Origin of the sequence: Ruegeria sp. SCP11 (assembly GCF_040329455.1) — a bacterium.
GTDB classification, from domain to species: domain Bacteria; phylum Pseudomonadota; class Alphaproteobacteria; order Rhodobacterales; family Rhodobacteraceae; genus Ruegeria; species Ruegeria atlantica_E.
This window is the reverse complement of the sequence record NZ_JBDZYG010000016.1, coordinates 32,654-50,737: the sequence shown is the minus strand read 5'-3', so window position 1 is coordinate 50,737 and position 18,084 is coordinate 32,654. Positions and strand designations below refer to the sequence as shown.

Genomic DNA, 18,084 nt, shown 5'->3' with positions numbered 1-18,084 from the left:
GGGAATCGGATGAGCGACATGACGGAATTCTGGGCAGGTGCCCTGCGCGCGCATTGGGGGCTGGACGCCAAATTGACGCGGCTGGATGGCGAGTATGACCTGAACTTCATGGTTCGGGCCACCAATGGCCAGGATTACGTGCTGAAGGTCATGCGCGCAGGGTGCGAAGCGGAATTCGTCGACCTTCAGGTCAAGGCGCTGGCCCATATTGCGGGTGAGGCGCCGGGCTTGCCCTTTCCCCAGGTCTACCCGGACCTGAACGGAGCGCTGCTGCCAGAGATCACCGACCCGGAGGGGCGCGGGCGGCTGGCCTGGCTGCTCGAATGCCTTCCAGGGCAGTGCTATGCAAAGACCGCACCCAAATCCGAAGAATTGATCCTGAAACTGGGCCGTGTTCTGGGCGCAACCGACAAGGCGCTGGAACGGTTTACCCACAACGGGTTGCATCGTGCCGAGTTTAAGTGGGATCTGACTCAGGCGGGTTGGATCTCGGATCGACTGGATGTGATCGCCGATCCTGCTCGTCGGGGCTTGCTGTCAGAAATATGCGATAGGTTTGAGGCAATATCGGGTCTTCTGACAGGCTTGCCCAAGCAGGCGATCCACAATGACGCCAATGACTACAACATACTGGTCGAAGGTGAGTTGGGGCAGCGCCAGAGCATCTCGGGCCTGATTGATCTGGGTGATATGTGCGCGGCGCCGCGCGTCTGTGATCTGGCAATTTCAGGCGCCTATATCGTTTTGGACCACCCAAAACCCGAACGCGCGCTGACGGCATTGGTGCGCGGGTATCACGCGGCCAACCGGTTGCGTCCCGATGAGATCGATCTGATCTGGCCGTCGCTGCGAATGCGGTTGGCAGTCTCCGTTGTGAACTCGACCCTCATGGCCGTTGAGAACCCGGACGACCCCTATGTGACGATCAGTCAGGGACCCGCTTGGCGGTTCCTGGAAAATACGGGTGTGAATGGCGACCTGATGTCGGCGCGGCTGCGCGCGGCCTGTGGCCTGCCTGTCACGGACGGGGCCGAGCGCATCCACGCTTATCTGTCCGAGCACCGCGGTCAGTTCGCCCCGATGTTCGCTCAGGACCTTAGCGATGTGCCTATGGGCTCGCTATCGGTTGAAAACTCGACATGGCCGCAAAACCCGTTCCATATGCCGCTGGAAGAAGCCGCGCGAGTAGGTGAAGAATTCGGTGAGGGGCTCTGGCTCGGCTACTACAATGAACCACGCCTGATCTATGCCGAGCCTGGGTTCCGCAAGGGGCCATGGAAAGCCTCGGACCGGCGCACGGTGCATCTGGCTGTGGATGTGTTCGCCCTCGCAGGTACTGTGCTGCACTCGCCGATGAGTGGTCGGGTCGAAGCGGTCGAAAACAGGGATGCCCATCTGGACTATGGCGGCGTTGTGATCCTGCACCATGAAACGCCCGAAGGTGATCCATTCTATACACTCTATGGGCATCTGGACCCTGAGGTCTGTGACCGGTTGAAACCGGGCGACCCGGTGGCGCAGGGCGCGGCCTTTGCACGGTTGGGTGACGCCAGCCAAAACGGAGGCTGGGCACCACATGTGCATTTCCAACTTGCTCTGACAACGGACGGGATGCAGACCGACTGGCCCGGTGTCGGCGATCCGGATGAGATGGAGCTATGGCACGCCGTCTGCCCCAACCCTGCGGCGATGTTGAACCTGCCGGACGACAAGGTGTTCTACCGCCCGACAGACAAGCAAACGATCCTGCAGGGCCGGCACGATCATTTCGGCAGCAATCTCAGCCTGACCTATGATGATCCAGTCATGTTGGTAAGGGGCTGGAAACACCACTTATTCGACGAATGGGGCCGTCCATATCTGGACGCATACAACAACGTCCCCCATGTGGGTCACGCGCATCCGCGCATCCAAGCGGTGGCGGCCGATCAGCTGAAGCGGATGAACTCGAACACCCGTTATCTGCATCCGGCACAAACGGCCTTTGCCGACAAGGTGCTATCGAAACTGCCGAACCACTTCGAGGTCTGCTTCTTCGTCAACTCGGGCACAGAGGCCAATGAACTGGCCCTGCGGTTGGCCCGGGCTCATACCGGCGCCAACGGGATAGTGACCCCCGATCATGGCTATCACGGCAATACAAACGCTGCCGTTGCAATCTCGGCCTATAAGTTCAACAAGCCGGGTGGTGTTGGACAGGCGGATTGGGTCGAACTGGTCGAGGTTGCGGACGACTACCGTGGGTCTTTCAAACGCGATGATCCGGACCGCGCTCAGAAATACGCCGATTTGGTGGATAGAGCGGTTGCTGCCTTGCAGAGCAAGGGTCAGGACGTGGCCGGTTTCATCGCCGAGACGTTTCCTTCGGTCGGCGGTCAGATCATTCCCCCCAAGGGCTACTTGCCTGCGGTTTATGAGAAAATCCGCGCTGCGGGCGGTGTCTGCATCGCGGATGAAGTACAGACCGGGTTGGGACGTTTGGGCGAGTACTATTTCGGCTTCGAACATCAAAGTGCGTTGCCGGATATCGTTGTCATGGGAAAGCCCATCGGCAACGGACACCCGCTGGGCGTGCTGGTGACTACAAAGGAAATTGCCCGGAGCTTCGACAACGGGATCGAGTTCTTCTCGACCTTTGGCGGCTCGACCCTATCCTGCCGGATCGGCAAAGAGGTTCTGGACATCGTCGATGACGAAGGGCTTCAGGAGAACGCCCGCGAAATGGGTACACGCCTGATGGACGGCCTGCACAAAATTGAATCCGAGTTTGGTTGCGTTGGCGATGTGCGCGGCATGGGGCTGTTTCTGGGGGTAGAATTGATCAACTCCGACGGCTCGGAAGGCACCGAGATCTGTAAATACATCAAGAACCGCATGCGTGATCACCGCATTCTGATCGGCAGCGAAGGGCCAAAGGACAATATCCTGAAAATCCGCCCGCCACTGACGATCGAGGCCGAGGATGTCGACATGATCCTCTGGGCGCTGCGGGACGTGCTGACTGAGGTAGGTGACCATAGCCCTCCTCCGGTCTGCGACCATCACCATCATCACGCAGGGTGTGGGTGCTGCTGACAAAATACAAAACCCCGCCGCCAATTGAGCACCGGGGTATTGTTTTCGCGGGTCCGCTGCTTAGTGAAGCACGGCTGCGGGCGGTTGATGCCCGGTTGTAGGCAGCGGAACGGAAGCAGCCATGCGCCGCAAGGCCAGCCCCAATTCTTCGGACAATGAGGCCAGAGCAGGTGCAAAATCCGGCCTCACGATCAACGACGCCATCATCATCGCGTCTTCGCGTGCGCCTTCGGAGGCTGCTCCAATCATCTGCGCAAAACAATTCTCATCCGCACCCAGACAGGAACAACTCCGCCCGTGACGGACAAGCGGACGACGCCCATGATGCGCGCAGAGCGAGCACAGATGATCCAACGTCATCATAGCGGCGCGGCCACATTCCATGCCCAGCGCAATCTCAAAGTCACTGGCGGCGTCCGCGCGGCCCTGTACCCCATCGCCCCAGAGTCGCAGATACATCACAGCTCCGGCTTCGATAGGGTTGAGGTCAGAAAGGCGACCAACGGCCGCCCCGCCCCGAGAAGTCGGCTCGCTCATTTCGTCAGGATCAACTTACCAGCGCGGGTGATGCGCAGCGTATACAGCTGATCGCCCAGCTCGATATGGGCAAGGTTCCCACCCTTGGTCAGATCTTCGGCCTTATGGGCAGGAAGCATGGACACGGCGTAGGATTGGCTGGGATTCGGGTTCTGCATATTCATCAGGACAACTCCAGAGGTCTGGGGCGAAATGCCTTAATCTGTTTGCGGTTTTCTGTGTTTTGGCTCACCCGAGTAAAGGGTTGGCTGACGACTTCCTGAGTAATCTGATTATTTTAGTCAGGTATGTCAAGAACGTTCTGCAGATTCTACAAACCTGCTTGATTGCGCTAGAAATTCAGACAGTTTACCTGTTCCGTGGAAAATGACACCAAAGGGGCAGCCGATGAGCGCGACAATCATGTTCGATCTGGACGGAACGCTGGTGGACAGCCTTCCGGACATTGCCGCGGCCACAAACAGGATGCTTCAAGACACCGGTGTCGCGCCACTTCCTCAGGAACAGATCAAACAGTTTGTGGGCAAAGGTCTGCCCAAATTGGTTGAGCGGGTGATCCGCCATTGCGATCTGCCAATGGACCGCCATGCCGAGCTGTCCCGAAAGACGCTGGAACACTACAACGCCGCGTCGAGTGATAAGACCGTTGTCTACCCTGGCGTCCTGCAGGCACTGGTAGAATTGCGTGATATGGGCTGCGTTATGGGCGTCTGCACGAACAAACCCGAAGCCCCAGCCCGCCATGTGTTGGAGGCGTTGGGTCTCGCCCCGCACTTTGCCACTATCATTGGCGGAGACAGCCTGAATACCCGCAAACCTGACCCGGCCCATCTTGAGGCCAGTTTTGCCGCCGTCAGAATCGCCGGACCACAACTGTTTGTCGGCGACAGCGAGGTCGACGCTGAAACCGCCCGGCGCGCAGAAGTGCCGTTTTTGCTTTTCACCGAAGGCTATCGAAAATCACCGATTGCCGAGATTCCGCACACAGTCAGTTATGAAGACTCATCGGAACTGCCTGCGCTTGTCAGATCTGTGCTGCAATCGCTTGGACACAACGCCTGAAGGTCGTTTCCAAGAGAGAGGCCGGCATTTCTCGGAGGTGACTGAGGGGCCGGCCGAGGGGGTAAGTAGCCAGCCCCTCACAGGGGAAAAGTGGTATCGTCCGGGATAACCCTTTTGATACATCACAGATAACGAATCGACACGACAGTCGATATTGGGGGTTTCCCGTAGCCCGCCAAAGAGCGTTGAAATCACGTTCCTTTTTTTGCCAATTCAGGTCAACTGGTGGGTTGCTCTCAAACATTCGGCTGCAAAGCGGGCTTGCCGGGCGCAGGAGACGCGACAGCAAAAGGCGGAGTGGTCATCCCACTCCGCCTTACGCCCTCCCCCGAGGAAAGTGCTGAACAGGTGATCCGGCGCGTCTCAGATCGCCAGATACTCCTCACGCAGTTGCGTGTTTTCCAGCACTTCATTCGCCGACCCATCGAACACGATGCTGCCAGTATCCAGGATGATCGCCCGGTCCGCCAGCTCCAGCGCCCGGACGGCATTTTGCTCGACGATGATCGTGGTCATGCCCTGTTGCTTGACGTGGATCAGCGTCTTTTCGATCTCGTCCACAATGACCGGCGCAAGCCCTTCATAGGGTTCGTCCAGCAGCAGCACCTTGATGTCCCGCGCCAGCGCGCGGGCAATCGACAGCATCTGCTGCTCGCCACCCGACAGCGTCACGCCTTCCTGTTTACGACGCTCGCCCAACCTTGGGAATAACTCGTAAAGACGCTCCAGCGACCAACCGATTGGCGGCGCGATCTGAGCCAGTTGCAGGTTTTCCTCGACCGTCAGGCCAGGGATAATCCGTCTGTCCTCGGGCACAAGTCCCAGCCCAGCGGCAGCAGCCTCATAGCTCGTCATTTTATGCAACGGCTGGTGGTCCAGCCAGATCTCGCCATGGCGCACTTCCGGCTCGCCAACCCGCGCAATCGACCGAAGGGTCGAGGTCTTGCCTGCCCCGTTGCGCCCCAGCAACGCAAGGATTTCGCCTTCATGCACATTAAAGCTGACGCCCTGCACGATATAGCTTTCACCATAGTAGGAGTGCATGTCCCACACCGACAGAAAAGCAGGGGCGGTGCTGGCCTTGTTGGCGTTTCTCGAAAAGTCAGGTTTCTCGTTCATAGCTTTTCCTTACGCAGCCTCGCCCAGATAGGCCTCGCGGACCTTGGGGTTCCCACGGATGTTTTCCGGAATGTCTTCAACCAGAGGCGTCCCTTGCGCCAGAACCGTGATGCGTTCGGCCAGGCTGAAGACCACATGCATGTCGTGCTCGATGATGGCGATGGTGATGTCACGCTCGTCCTTGATCTGTTTCAGCAGATCAATCGTGTTGTTGGTGTCAGCCCGCGCCATGCCCGCCGTTGGTTCGTCCAGCAGCAATAGCCGCGGGTTCTGGCTGAGGCACATGCCGATCTCCAACCGACGTTTGTCACCCCGAGACAGCGAGGCTGCATGCATCTCACGTTTATCGGCCATGTTCATCTCTTCCAGCATCGCCTCGGCCTGTTCGACAACCTCCTTTTCATTGGCGATGGTCTCATAGGCGTGCATCCGGAACGCGCCGTCCCGCATGGCGAAGATCGGGATCAGCATGTTTTCCATCACCGTCAGCTCGCCGAAAATCTCAGGCGTCTGGAACACACGGCTGATGCCCATCTGGTTGATCTGGAAAGGCTCCAGCCCCAGCACCGAGTTGTTGTCGAACAGCACCGACCCGGTATCTGGCATCAGCTTGCCCACCAGACAGTTCAGCAGGGTCGACTTGCCCGCCCCGTTGGGGCCGATGATGGCGTGAACCGAGTTCTCTTCGACATTGAGGTTCACGTCCGTCAGCGCCTTGAGGCCACCGAAGCGTTTGCTCACGTCTTTGACGCGTAGAATTGCCATGATCCGCCCCCTATTCCGCCGGCTCTGTTTTGCCCGACGGCGCATCGTCGGTGCCTGTTTTTCTGCGTTTGAACTTGTTCAGCAGTCGCTGACCGCCTTCAACAAGACCGCCTGGCAGGTAGATCACCACCAGCATGAACAGGATGCCCAGAGTCAGGTGCCAACCCTTGCCGATGAACGGATGGATCAGGAAGACAACCGCGTCCTCCAACCCGTCCGGCAGGAAGGCGAACCAGCTGTGCAAGACGTTGTCGTTGATCTTCGAGAAGATGTTTTCGAAATACTTGATGAAGCCCGCGCCCAGTACTGGACCGATCAGCGTACCGGTTCCGCCCAGGATGGTCATCAGCACGACCTCACCCGAGGCGGTCCACTGCATACGTTCAGCCCCGGCCAGCGGGTCCATCGCCGCCATCAGACCACCTGCCAGACCGGCATACATACCGGAGATTACAAAGGCCGCCAGTGTATAAGGCTTGGAGTTCAGGCCGGTATAGTTCATTCGCTGCTGGTTTGACTTTACCGCCCGCAGCATCATACCAAAGGGTGAGCGGAAGATACGAATGGCCAGATAGAACACCGCCATCATGATGACAGCGCACAGGTAGTAGCCTGCATTGAAGTCGAAACTCCATGCGCCCACATCCATCGTGTAAGTCGCGCGCATCGGCAAGCCAAAGAGATGCGGCAGGTCCGGTGCGTTTGCCCCCTGCAGGATCTGCGGGTCGTCCGCATAGACCTGCAGGCCGGTTTCCCCGTTGGTAAGGTTGAATTTCGGGTTCGACAACACCGAATAGGCCAGCGCAAAGCTCATTTGCGCGAAGGCCAGCGTCAGGATCGAGAAATAAATGCCCGACCGCCGCAGGCTGACAAAACCGATCAGCAGTGAGAACAGCCCGGCGACCACCACGCTCAGCGCGATGGCGGGGATGACGTTATAGCTGAGCAGTTTGAACATCCAAACGGCTGAGTAAGAGCCCACCCCTAAAAACGCCGCGTGGCCAAAGGACAGGTATCCGGTCAAGCCGAACAGGATGTTGAAGCCGATGGCAAAGATGCCAAAGATCACAAACCGTTGCATCAGATCGGGGTACCCCGCGTTGAACTGCGCCATGGCGCTGCCCTCGGGGAACGGGTTCAGGATGAAGGGGGCCAGCAGGGTCAGGATCGCTACGATGATCAGCAGGCTGGTGTCTTTTTTGTTCAGTCCCAACATGACTTAGTCCTCCATCACGCCTTTGCGCCCCATCAGCCCGCGCGGGCGTGTCAGAAGCACAATGATGGCGACAAGGTAGATGATGATCTGATTGATGCCCGGGATCGTGGTGGTGGCCCACGTGGTCGAGGCGAAACTCTCAAGAATACCCAGCAGGAAGCCCGCAAGCACCGCTCCGGGCAATGAGCCCATGCCACCGACAACAACCACAACGAAGCTGAGGACCAGGAAGTCCATGCCCATATGATAGTTCGGTGGGTTAAGCGGCCCGTACATCACCCCGGCCAACCCCGCCACCGCAGCGGCGATGCCGAACATGATGGTAAAGCGACGGTCGATATTGATGCCCAGCAGGCCCACGGTTTCCCGGTCTGCCATCCCGGCGCGCACGACCATGCCAAAGGTTGTGAATTGCAGGAACGAGAACACTGCTCCGATAATCCCCACTGCGAACCCGAAATAGACCAGACGCCAGATCGGATAGATGATTGCATTCGGATCGAAGCCGATCATGGTACCCAGATCGACAGATCCGCTCAGCGCGTCAGGCGGCGGGGTCTGGATCGGGTTGGCACCGAAGAAATACTTGACGATTTCTTGCAACACGATGGCCAAACCGAATGTCACAAGAATCTGGTCTGCGTGGGGGCGCTTGTAGAAATGTTTAATCAGCCCGCGCTCCATCACATAGCCGACGAACAGCATGATCGGGATCGCGAACAGGATGGCTAACGGGACAGACCAGTCGATGATTGATGCGCCGACCTCGGGGCCGAACCAGGCCTCGACATAGGGTGTTTCAACCTTCAGAGGGTTGCCTAGAAAGTCGGTCTGAGTTTCGTCGATGGTCACAAAGCTCAGGTTCATGACCTTCTGCAAGGTCACGGCACAGAATGCACCGATCATGAACAACGCCCCGTGGGCAAAGTTCACGACGCCAAGCGTCCCGAAGATAAGCGTCAAGCCCAGCGCGATCAGCGCATAAGCCGAGCCCTTGTCCAGACCGTTGAGAATTTGCAGTAGGATGGCGTCCATTGGCCCCACCTCAGGGTTGGTCAGCGTGGATTTAGTGGAAGTGACCGGGACCGATATCCCGGCCACAGGGGGTCTGGCCGCCGGTTCGGCGGTCAGACATCAGTCAAAGACTTTATGCGCCCGGGTTGCACTTACCCAGATCGCCACCGGCGAACATCGGGTGTTCCGGATCGTATTCGACCTGCGCACGCGGCGTGATCTCGACAATCTCGAGCGTGTCATAGGCGTTGGTCGGGTTTTGGTTGCCGCGCACAACCAGCACATCTTTGAAGCACTGGTGATCGGCGCCACGGTACCAAGTCGGACCGTTGCCCAACCCGTCGAACTCAAAGTCTTCCAGAGCCTCAACGACACCGCAGGGGTTGAAGGTGCCCGCACGCTCAACCGCATCTGCATAGAGCAGCACCTGCGCATAGCAGGTCTGGGCCGAGTTGGACGGCGGCTTGCCGTACTTTTCACCGAACGACTTAACAAAGGCCTTGGTGCCTTCATCCTGTAGCTGCCAGTTCCAGTTCATCGAACCCAGAACGCCCTTGATGTTCTCGCCCGCACCGGCGGCCATCAGTTCGGAATACAGCGGTACGACAATCTTGAAGTCTTTACCGTTGGCCACCTTGTCGAGCAAGCCGAACTGAATCGCGTTGGTCAGCGAGTTCACCATGTTGCCGCCATAGTGGTTCAGAACCAGCACGTCCGCGCCCGAGTTCAGAACCGGAGCGATGTAGGACGAGAAGTCTGTTGACGCGAGTGGTGTCTTGACCGTGTTGACCGTTTCCCATCCCAAGGCTTCGGTCGAGGCGACGATCGACTCTTCCTGGGTCCAGCCCCAGTTGTAGTCGGCCGTCAGGTGGTAAGCGCGGCGTTCCTTGCCCATCTCAGCCGCCAACACGGGCGCCAGTGCGGCCCCTGACATGTAGGCATTGAAGAAATGGCGGAAACCGTTGGCCTTCTTGTCCTTGCCTGTTGTGTCGTTGGCGTGGGTCAGACCGGCCATGAAGATCACGCCCGCCTCTTGGCACAGACCCTGAACCGCAACAGCCACGCCCGAGGACGAACCACCGTTGATCATGATCGCGCCGTCTTTTTCGATCATCGACTTCGCCGATGCGCGCGCGGCGTCAGATTTGGTCTGGGTGTCGCCGGTGACGAACTCTACCTTTTTGCCCAAGATGCCGTTCCCTTGCAGCGCCTTGGACGAGAAGGTGTTCAGGCAACCGCCATCGCCTTCACCGTTCAGATGCTCGACCGCCAGCTGTTGCGCCAACAGCTCGTCATTCCCTTCTTCGGCATAAGGACCGGTCTGGGGAACATTGAAACCCAGAGTGACGGATGACCCCGTCGGTTCGTTGGTGAAAGCAGCAGCCGACGAAGCCGTGAAGATCGTAGGCAGGGCCAGACCGGTGCCTGCGACTGCACCGGACTTCAGCACGCCGCGGCGTGTGACAGATTTGTTAGTCATTCATTCCTCCCATTTCCCTTTCTTTCGACCTCTGGCTCCTCTTCCAGCGGGCGAAAACGCGGTTTCACGCGAATTTGAGTATGGAGGCGGTTTTGAAAAATCACCAATAACCTATTCAAAATGAAAGAATGTTATGTAAACAAATGCACAAACAAAATGACGAAGTGTAAACAAAATAGGCATCGATAATCATAAACAATTCAAAAAAATACATATTTTTGAAATTTTTGCGCCGCAGCAATTTAGACGATCAGGCAAGCCGATGATCACCTGATGAACGTCAGGTATCAGAATGGGTGTTGCACTGCCCGAGCGACAGGACCCTAAACCGTGACGCCTTGCAAGACCTGATCGCGAGAAAGCTCGGATTTGAGGCCCGACATCAGGATTTCCCCGCGCCTTAAAACGACGAACCGGTCGGCGAGATCATAGGCGAAATCGAAATACTGTTCGACCAAGACAATGGCCATATCCCCCTTCGTGCGCAGATGCCGGATCACCTCTCCGATCTGCTGGATGATGTTGGGCTGGATACCTTCGGTCGGTTCGTCCAACAGCAACAAACGCGGCTTGGTGATCAACGCTCGCGCGATGGCCAGTTGCTGTTGCTGACCGCCCGACAAGTCACCGCCGCGCCGGTTCTGCATTTTCTTGAGCACCGGGAACAGCTCGAATATTTCGTCCGGGATGAAGTGCTCGCTGGCTGGCAAACAGGCAAAACCGGTTTCCAGATTTTCGCAGACTGTGAGCAATGGAAAGATTTCACGCCCCTGCGGCACGTAAGCCACCCCTTTCCACGCCATTTTGTGCGCGGGCAAGATGCCCAGTTCCTCGCCGTTCAGTTCCACCTCGCCACCAGAGCGGGGATGCGTGCCCGAGATCGCTTTGATCAGACTGGTCTTGCCCACGCCATTGGTGCCCATCACGCAGGTCACTTCGCCCAGCGCGGCCTCCATCGAGATGCCGTATAGGATTTGTGAATGCCCGTAGTGCAGAGTGAGCTCGGTAAGTTGCAGCATTGTTCAGCGCCCCAGATAAACGTCGATGACGTTCTGATTAGAAGTCACGTGGTCAAGCGACCCCTCGGCCAGAACCGAGCCTTCGTGCAGCACCGTGACCTTGCAGTTAAGGCGGCGGACGAATTCCATGTCATGTTCTACGACTACTACGGCGCGGGTCTTGGCCGCCTGTACCAGCAGATCGGTCGTGTGTTCGCGCTCCTGCGGGGTCATCCCGGCCGCTGGTTCATCGACCAACAACAGGCGCGGTTCCTGCGCCAGCAGCATGCCGATTTCGAGCCACTGTTTTTGCCCGTGACTCAGTTCGCCGGACTTGCGTGTTAGTTCGTACTTAAGGCCAATCTCGGTTGCCAGTTCTTCGACTTTCTCCAGATCGCCTGCGGAGGGGTGAAAGAACAGAACCCCCAGCCAACCGCGTTTGTTCTTCAGGGCCATCAGCAGGTTTTCCTGAACGGTCTGATCTTCGAACACGGTGGGTTTCTGGAACTTTCGCCCGATGCCCGCCTGAGCGATCTTGGCCTCGCTCATCCGCAGCAGGGACACGGATTTCTCGCCCCAGATCACACGCCCCTCATCCGGCCTGGTCTTGCCGGTGACAATATCCATGAAGGTTGTCTTGCCCGCCCCGTTCGGGCCAATCACGGCGCGCAGCTCGGCCTCGCCGATCTGGAAAGACAGGTTATTGATGGCGCGGAACCCGTCGAAGGTAACGGAAACGCCGCTGACCTCTAGCAGGGTGTTCATTGGCTGGCCTCCTTCTCACGCAAGGCGCCGTCGTCGGGACCTAGATTGGCGCCGTGGCGGTCCGGATGGCGGCGATTGGTCCAGAGGTCGAACAGCCCTCCGATCCCTTGCGGGGCGAACAGCGTGACCAGCACGAAGGACACACCCAACAGCACCTGCCACCAATCGACCCATTTGATCGTGTTGAAGCCCAGCGGGATGTCCGGGGCCTGCCCGCCGGTAAACCACGTGCTGAGCAAGCTGACGAAGGCCGCGCCGATAACCGCACCGTATAGACGGCCCCGTCCGCCGATGGCAACCCAAACGGCCAGATAGATCGAAGCGATGGGGGCCATTTCCTCGGGGTTGATGATGCCCGCCTGCGGGTAATACAGCGCACCCGCGATGGCCGCGATGCAGGCGGTCAGGGTGAAGACGACCAGTTTGTAGACCTCGACCGAGTAACCAAGGAACCGCACCCGTGCCTCGTTATCGCGGATGCCGCGGATAACCGAGCCGAACTTGCCCGACACGATCCACGCCGCCAGCATGTAGCCCAGCCCCAAGGCCAACGCCGAAGCCCAAAGGAACCAGATCGACACCACGTCCTGCGAGGCGGTAATGCCCGGCAGGTTCTGCAAACCCGACAAACCGTTGTTGCCACGCAAGCCACTGTCATTTTGGAAAAGGTACAGCGCCAGTGCCAGCGTCATCGCCTGCGTCAGGATCGACAGGTAGACGCCCGTCACCCGACTGCGGAAGGCAAGCCAACCGAAGATCAGCGCCAGCAGACCGGGCACCAACACGACCAGCGACAATTGCAGCACCAGACTGTCCGAGAAGGCCCAGATCAGAGGGAACTCCGACGAACCGACAACGCCGAAGATTTGTGTGCCGATGGCGTCCACGACCTCAGCAGATGTTGGCGGGATGTCGGCTTGCGACAGCGACTCAACCACGATCAGGCGGGTGCGTTCATACATCAACCACATGCCGATCATGTAACCACCCAGCCCGAAGAAAGCGAAATGCCCCAGTGACAGGATGCCGGTGAAGCCCCAGACCAAATCCATTGCCACAGCGATCAGGCACAGGCACAGGGTCTTGCCCAGCGTCTTGACGAAGCTGGTCGAAATCACACCGATCCCGAACCCTTCGGACAGGACGGTCACGGCGATGGTAAACAGGGACAAGATGGCCAGAAAGACCAGCACCGAAGGGTTCTTGGCAACAAAACTGCGTTCCATGACTCAATCCCCCGCCGCGCGGCCTTTGAGGGCGATGATGCCCCGTGGCCGGAACTGGATGAAAATGATGATGAAGATGATCATGTAGGTCTGCGCCGCGAGGGTGTTCGACGGGTTCATCCACTCGATCCCCTTTTGCAGGAAGCCGATCATCCCGGCACCCGCCAGCGCGCCCCAGATGTTGCCGACACCACCGACAACCACAGTCATGAAGCTTTGCACGATGTAGTCGCTGCCCAGATCGGAGGTGACCTTGGCGAACAAGCCAATCGCGACGCCGGCAATCCCGGCGATGCCCGAGCCCAGTCCGAAAGTCAGCATATTCACCCGACCCGGATTGATGCCCATCGACCCTGCCATACGCGGGTTCTGCGTCACCGCGCGCATCTCAAGCCCCAGCCGTGTGCGTTTCATGATATACAGGAACAGCCCCAGAAAGATCATCGCCAGCACGAAAATCGCGATGCGGATATAGCTGATCGAAACCACATCGTTCATCACCCACGCCCCGTCCAGCCAACCGGGCGCTGTCAGCGGGCGGGCCTGCGTGCCAAAAATGTTCTTGGCCAGCTGTTGCAGGGCAATCGAGATGCCGAAGGTCGCCAGCAAGGTCTCCAGCGGACGGGCATAAAGCCAGCGGATCACCAACCGCTCCATCGCGACGCCCATGGCGAAGGTGACGGCAAAGGCCATCGGGATGGCGAAGATGATCGACAGTGTATGGTCCGGAATGAATTGTTGTACCACGTAACCTGTGTACGCGCCCATCATGATGAACTCGCCATGAGCCATGTTGATCACGCCCATCACGCCGAACGTGATGGCAAGGCCGATGGCGGCAAGAAAATAGATCGAGGCCAGCGATATCGCGTCCAGCGTCAAGTCGAGCGTCTGGTTAAGACTAACCTTCAGCTCGATCTGCTCCAGCGCCTTTTCGGCGGCAGCAGTTACTTCGGGTGAAGGCTCCACATATGTCTCAAAGAACACATGCGCGCCCAGCGCGGCCTCGACATCGGCCTGCGTGACCAGAGCAGGAACCACTCCGGCCTGAGCGAGTGCGGCATAGGCCTGCGCACGTGACGCGTCGGAGTTCAGCTGCGCAACCGGGACACCACCGACCCGGCCACCGTCGATATTGGCGGATAACGCAGCGCGGATACCTTCGGGCGAAACGTGCGGGGCGGCCAGATCATGCGCGACCAGCAGGTCGTATGCGTCGGTCTCGCTCAGCGCATCCGAGCCCGGCTCAAGTATGGTGGCGATGTTGGCGTCCGCAGGAATCTCGGCAGCAACCTGCCTTTTGGTCACGACCAGAGGGTTCAACGCGGCGCGGACGTCAACGCCCAGATCGTCCGACATTTCTTCGATCGCAGCGACCCGCGCCGCTGTGTCATCTTCGTAGCCAATGGTCAGCAACCGCTCGAGCCGTTGCTTCTGCGCTTTCAGACCGGCGTCGGGTTCTTCTTCTATCGAGGCCCTCAACGGCTCCAGCAAAGTCCCATCAGGATCACGCTGAATGGAACGCAGCGCTGCGGACCGCTTGGCGCGGCTTGGGTCCATCAACTGGAATTGCACCAGCGCGGTGCCGATCATCGCGCGGATACCGCTGTTGGGTTTCAACTGTTTCAGGTCGGATTTCTCGAAAGTACCTACGACCTCGCCGGTATCGAAGTCGGTCAGCTCATAAGACCGCCCCTCGGCCTTTGTGCCTGCGAAGAAGTAACCATCCGACTTGCGCATCCACATGTTCTTGGCGGCCCATGTCTCAAGCATCACTTGCGCCTGCGGCAAGCCACTGGCGGCAATCGCATCAATCGCCGGCTTGATCGTCTTGCGCGAGCTTTTGGCGATGATCTCCTGATGCTCTTGCAGGATCGGTTGCAAACCGCCCTCTTGCGCGTTGGCGGTCAGGCAGGCGCACAGGATTGCGAGGCCCGCAAGGAATAGTCGTAACATGTGGTGAAACCCGAGTGTCTTGGGCAAGGCGGGCGCTTACACCCGCCTTGCGAGAGGATTAGTAGTTCGACAGGGTCTGAACGCAGGTCTCGGTCTCGGTGTTGTACATACCGCAACCCAGATCTTTCCAATCCGATTTCAGCACTGCCGATTCCGGCAGGAAATCGGTCCAGGCGTCGCCCGCCACAACGTCGGTTTCGCTGATGATGTCGAACTGGCCGTCTTCCTGAATTTCACCGATCAGAACCGGTTTCGCCAGGTGGTGGTTCGGCAGCATCACGGCGGTGCCGCCGGTCAGGTTCGGGAATTCCTGCCCGTACATGGCCGCGCGCACAGCGTCGACCTCAGTCGAGCCAGCTTCGGTCGCGGCGTTCACCCACATGTTGAAGCCGATGTAATGCGCTTCCATCGGGTCGTTTGTCACGCGGTCTTCACCCATGGTGGCTTTCCATGTTTCGACGAATTCGGCGTTCACGTCGGTATCTGCGGACTGGAAGTAGTTCCACGCGGCCAGGTGACCGACCAGGTTGGTGGTATCCAGACCCGAGAGTTCTTCCTCACCGACCGAGAAGGCCACGACCGGGATGTCGTCCGCCGAAACGCCAGCCGCTGCCAGTTCCTTGTAGAAGCCGATGTTCGCGTCTCCATTGATGGTCGAGATCACGCCGACTTTCTTACCATCCGCACCCAGAGCGACTACGTCTGCCACGATCTTGGACCAGTCAGAATGACCAAAGGGGGTGTAGTTGACGAAGATATCCTCGTCCGCGATGCCTTTGCCCTTCAGATAGCTTTCCAGAATATTGTTGGTGGTCCTGGGGTAGACATAGTCTGTGCCGAGCAGAGCGAATTTCTCGACCCCCAGTTCCTCCAGGAAATAGTCCGTCGCAGGGATGGCCTGCTGGTTCGGGGCAGCACCGGTGTAGAACACGTTTTTCGAACTTTCCTCGCCCTCATACTGAACCGGATAGAACAACAGGCCGTTCAGTTCTTCGATCACCGGCAGTACAGATTTGCGGCTGACCGAAGTCCAGTTACCAAAGATCACGTCCACGTCGTGCACGGTCAGCAGCTCACGGGCCTTTTCTGCGAACAGGGGCCAGTCGGATGCCGGGTCGACCACAACCGCCTCAAGCTGCTTGCCCAGCAGGCCGCCCTTTGCGTTTTGCTGGTCGATCAGCATCAGCATTGTGTCTTTCAGCGTGGTTTCCGAGATCGCCATTGTGCCTGACAGCGAATGCAGAACGCCGACCTTGATTGTATCCTCTGCCGACAGCGCAGCCGTAGCCATGGCAGCAAAAACCGCCGATCCGGCGAGGGTGGATTTTAGAAATGACATGTAAGCCTCCTGGCGGGATCACAGGAGAGGGCTTGCGCAAAAGCGCGCTCTTCTTCTACCTGTTCCCCGCAACTGTTGTTGCGTTCCGTGTGGCGGTTGTGTCCGAGGTCCAATTCGCGCAGCCGTCACACACCCCCGGTTCATCTTCTCGGCGGGCATCCACACGGTTTCCGCATTGCAGCAATCTTGGCAAATTGACTGACACCCAATCGGTAAATTTGGCAGCACCTGCTTAATTTTTAGCCCCTTGTTTCGCCATGTGTTCAAAAATTAATCAGCCATCGCGGAATGCCACCCAAATGCGGCAACGCAGAATAGAGTTCCGACGCCACAGCGGTGAAACATGAGGCACAAATCCTAACCCCGCAGGTGTGCCATCACCCATCTTGCCTCCATATTGCCCACACAGGGAGCGACACCACCACGGGCCCAGGGTGCGATTCGTCTGAGCGCCAAGAAATTGGGCAACAGGACGGTTTTGGACGGTTTCCGCCAATCAGGTTCGTTCAAGTGCCTGTTCCCCAGAAGTGATGACGTGGGGTTGGATGCAGTTCTGCTAAACACGGCAGGCGGGATTACAGGTGGAGATGCGTTCCGGTTCACCGGTCACGCCGCTGTAGGCACGACCCTTACGTTGACGACACAGGCTTGCGAACGCGCCTACAAGGCACAGCCCGGACCATATGGCCAAGTCTCAAACCACCTGAGCGTCGAGGCCGGTGCTCGGCTGAACTGGCTACCGCAGGAAACCATCCTGTTTGACGGCAGCGCCTTGGACCGCAGGTTGCTGGTCGAAATGGCGCCGGACGCAAGTGCGCTGGTAGTGGAACCGCTGATCTTCGGACGCGCCGCCATGGGTGAGACATTGACCGATATCCGCCTGCTCGATCGGATCGAGCTCCGACGTGGAAACACGCCCCTTTTTTTGGATGCCACGCGGTTCGCGGGCGATCTACACGCTCATTTGGCTAAACCTCACATTGCAGAGGGTGCCGGTGCGATGGCGCTGATCGTTTTTGCCTCATCAACTGCGGAGGGCCAAATCGACCCTGTCCGCCGGATGCTGCCCGACGCAGCGGGAGCCAGCCTGATCCAAGATGACCTGCTGGTGATCCGGGTACTGGCCGAGAACAGTTTTGCCCTGCGCCGCACACTGATGCCGGTGCTGCGGCGCTTGAACAACGACACGCTTCCCCGATGCTGGATGATCTGATATGAATCTGACCCCTCGCGAAAAAGACAAACTGATGGTCGCCATGGCCGCCGAGGTCGCCCGCAAAAGGCTGGCCCGCGGCGTTCGGCTGAACCACCCCGAGGCCATCGCCCTAATCACTGATGCTGTGGTCGAAGGTGCGCGTGACGGGCGCTCGGTCGCAGACATGATGCAGGCCGGGGCCGAGGTGATCACCCGCGGCCAGTGCATGGAAGGCGTGCCCGAGATGATCCACGAGGTTCAGGTCGAAGCCACTTTCCCGGATGGCACCAAATTGGTGACTGTCCACAACCCCATTCGCTGAAAAAGGAACTCTGAC

At 58.5% G+C, this 18,084-nt stretch carries 16 protein-coding genes; 4 read left to right on the top strand and 12 right to left on the bottom strand.

Annotated elements, in window-relative coordinates:
- Nucleotides 1–9: 9 nt before the first annotated feature.
- Entirely contained in the window at nt 10–3,075 is a 3,066-nt protein-coding gene (locus ABLN94_RS20425; protein ID WP_352995939.1) for an aminotransferase class III-fold pyridoxal phosphate-dependent enzyme, read from the top strand.
- Nucleotides 3,076–3,135: 60 nt separating this feature from the next.
- Here the strand turns inward: ABLN94_RS20425 and ABLN94_RS20420 are convergent, their stop codons facing one another.
- Together ABLN94_RS20420 and hemP are read right to left on the bottom strand one after the other, a co-directional pair.
- A complete protein-coding gene (locus tag ABLN94_RS20420) occupies nt 3,136–3,612 on the bottom strand; it encodes a hypothetical protein (RefSeq protein WP_352995938.1) in 477 nt (158 codons plus the stop codon).
- Nucleotides 3,609–3,776 carry a hemin uptake protein HemP gene (gene hemP / locus ABLN94_RS20415; RefSeq protein WP_170332270.1) on the bottom strand — a complete coding sequence of 56 codons (168 nt, stop codon included), beginning with the start codon at nt 3,774–3,776 and terminating at the stop codon, nt 3,609–3,611. The genes ABLN94_RS20420 and hemP overlap by 4 nt, the downstream gene beginning before the upstream one ends.
- Before the next feature lie 223 nt (nt 3,777–3,999).
- On the opposite strand from hemP, the gene gph reads away from it, so the two are divergent.
- On the top strand, nt 4,000–4,674 hold the full coding sequence (gene gph, locus ABLN94_RS20410) for a phosphoglycolate phosphatase (RefSeq protein ID WP_352995937.1): 675 nt from the start codon (nt 4,000–4,002) through the stop codon (nt 4,672–4,674).
- A 363-nt stretch (nt 4,675–5,037) separates the two neighbouring features.
- On the opposite strand, the gene ABLN94_RS20405 is transcribed toward gph, so the two are convergent.
- From ABLN94_RS20405 to urtA, 10 genes are all read right to left on the bottom strand, one after another.
- The gene (locus ABLN94_RS20405; protein WP_170491747.1) at nt 5,038–5,793 is read right to left on the bottom strand and encodes an ABC transporter ATP-binding protein; all 756 of its coding nucleotides are present in this window, start codon (nt 5,791–5,793) and stop codon (nt 5,038–5,040) included.
- A gap of 9 nt (nt 5,794–5,802) precedes the next feature.
- Nucleotides 5,803–6,558, bottom strand: a complete 756-nt coding sequence (locus ABLN94_RS20400) for an ABC transporter ATP-binding protein (protein ID WP_352995935.1) — start codon at nt 6,556–6,558, stop codon at nt 5,803–5,805.
- A 10-nt stretch (nt 6,559–6,568) separates the two neighbouring features.
- Nucleotides 6,569–7,774: a branched-chain amino acid ABC transporter permease gene (locus tag ABLN94_RS20395; RefSeq protein ID WP_352995934.1), complete on the bottom strand. Its 1,206-nt coding sequence runs from the start codon at nt 7,772–7,774 to the stop codon at nt 6,569–6,571.
- A 3-nt stretch (nt 7,775–7,777) separates the two neighbouring features.
- A complete protein-coding gene (locus tag ABLN94_RS20390; RefSeq protein ID WP_352995932.1) occupies nt 7,778–8,809 on the bottom strand; it encodes a branched-chain amino acid ABC transporter permease in 1,032 nt (343 codons plus the stop codon).
- A gap of 112 nt (nt 8,810–8,921) precedes the next feature.
- Nucleotides 8,922–10,268: a substrate-binding protein gene (locus ABLN94_RS20385; protein WP_170491760.1), complete on the bottom strand. Its 1,347-nt coding sequence runs from the start codon at nt 10,266–10,268 to the stop codon at nt 8,922–8,924.
- Between the two features lie 323 nt (nt 10,269–10,591).
- Nucleotides 10,592–11,287 (bottom strand): urea ABC transporter ATP-binding subunit UrtE, encoded by a 696-nt coding sequence (gene urtE, locus ABLN94_RS20380; protein ID WP_352995930.1) that lies wholly within the window; start codon nt 11,285–11,287, stop codon nt 10,592–10,594.
- Between the two features lie 3 nt (nt 11,288–11,290).
- Nucleotides 11,291–12,031, bottom strand: coding sequence for an urea ABC transporter ATP-binding protein UrtD (urtD, locus tag ABLN94_RS20375; protein ID WP_352995928.1), 741 nt, complete (start codon nt 12,029–12,031; stop codon nt 11,291–11,293).
- Nucleotides 12,028–13,257: an urea ABC transporter permease subunit UrtC gene (gene urtC / locus ABLN94_RS20370; protein ID WP_352995926.1), complete on the bottom strand. Its 1,230-nt coding sequence runs from the start codon at nt 13,255–13,257 to the stop codon at nt 12,028–12,030. The genes urtD and urtC overlap by 4 nt, the downstream gene beginning before the upstream one ends.
- Nucleotides 13,258–13,260: 3 nt before the next feature.
- The gene (urtB, locus tag ABLN94_RS20365) at nt 13,261–15,213 is read right to left on the bottom strand and encodes an urea ABC transporter permease subunit UrtB (RefSeq protein ID WP_352995924.1); all 1,953 of its coding nucleotides are present in this window, start codon (nt 15,211–15,213) and stop codon (nt 13,261–13,263) included.
- A gap of 58 nt (nt 15,214–15,271) precedes the next feature.
- Complete coding sequence (urtA, locus tag ABLN94_RS20360; protein WP_352995922.1) at nt 15,272–16,552, bottom strand: urea ABC transporter substrate-binding protein; 1,281 nt, start codon at nt 16,550–16,552, stop codon at nt 15,272–15,274.
- Nucleotides 16,553–17,087: 535 nt separating this feature from the next.
- Between urtA and ABLN94_RS20355 the strand changes: the two genes are divergently transcribed.
- Together ABLN94_RS20355 and ABLN94_RS20350 are read left to right on the top strand one after the other, a co-directional pair.
- On the top strand, nt 17,088–17,765 hold the full coding sequence (locus ABLN94_RS20355) for an urease accessory protein UreD (RefSeq protein WP_352995921.1): 678 nt from the start codon (nt 17,088–17,090) through the stop codon (nt 17,763–17,765).
- A 1-nt stretch (nt 17,766) separates the two neighbouring features.
- On the top strand, nt 17,767–18,069 hold the full coding sequence (locus ABLN94_RS20350) for an urease subunit gamma (RefSeq protein ID WP_170491776.1): 303 nt from the start codon (nt 17,767–17,769) through the stop codon (nt 18,067–18,069).
- The last annotated feature ends 15 nt before the right edge of the window (nt 18,070–18,084 follow it).

Excerpts from the sequence above, each read along its gene's own strand:
- ABLN94_RS20425 (WP_352995939.1), top strand. The coding sequence starts at position 10 with ATGAGCGACATGACGGAATTCTGGGCAGGTGCCCTGCGCGCGCATTGG.
- ABLN94_RS20420 (WP_352995938.1), bottom strand. The coding sequence starts at position 3,612 with ATGAGCGAGCCGACTTCTCGGGGCGGGGCGGCCGTTGGTCGCCTTTCT.
- hemP (WP_170332270.1), bottom strand. The coding sequence starts at position 3,776 with ATGAATATGCAGAACCCGAATCCCAGCCAATCCTACGCCGTGTCCATG.
- gph (WP_352995937.1), top strand. The coding sequence starts at position 4,000 with ATGAGCGCGACAATCATGTTCGATCTGGACGGAACGCTGGTGGACAGC.
- ABLN94_RS20405 (WP_170491747.1), bottom strand. The coding sequence starts at position 5,793 with ATGAACGAGAAACCTGACTTTTCGAGAAACGCCAACAAGGCCAGCACC.
- ABLN94_RS20400 (WP_352995935.1), bottom strand. The coding sequence starts at position 6,558 with ATGGCAATTCTACGCGTCAAAGACGTGAGCAAACGCTTCGGTGGCCTC.
- ABLN94_RS20395 (WP_352995934.1), bottom strand. The coding sequence starts at position 7,774 with ATGTTGGGACTGAACAAAAAAGACACCAGCCTGCTGATCATCGTAGCG.
- ABLN94_RS20390 (WP_352995932.1), bottom strand. The coding sequence starts at position 8,809 with ATGGACGCCATCCTACTGCAAATTCTCAACGGTCTGGACAAGGGCTCG.
- ABLN94_RS20385 (WP_170491760.1), bottom strand. The coding sequence starts at position 10,268 with ATGACTAACAAATCTGTCACACGCCGCGGCGTGCTGAAGTCCGGTGCA.
- urtE (WP_352995930.1), bottom strand. The coding sequence starts at position 11,287 with ATGCTGCAACTTACCGAGCTCACTCTGCACTACGGGCATTCACAAATC.
- urtD (WP_352995928.1), bottom strand. The coding sequence starts at position 12,031 with ATGAACACCCTGCTAGAGGTCAGCGGCGTTTCCGTTACCTTCGACGGG.
- urtC (WP_352995926.1), bottom strand. The coding sequence starts at position 13,257 with ATGGAACGCAGTTTTGTTGCCAAGAACCCTTCGGTGCTGGTCTTTCTG.
- urtB (WP_352995924.1), bottom strand. The coding sequence starts at position 15,213 with ATGTTACGACTATTCCTTGCGGGCCTCGCAATCCTGTGCGCCTGCCTG.
- urtA (WP_352995922.1), bottom strand. The coding sequence starts at position 16,552 with ATGTCATTTCTAAAATCCACCCTCGCCGGATCGGCGGTTTTTGCTGCC.
- ABLN94_RS20350 (WP_170491776.1), top strand. The coding sequence starts at position 17,767 with ATGAATCTGACCCCTCGCGAAAAAGACAAACTGATGGTCGCCATGGCC.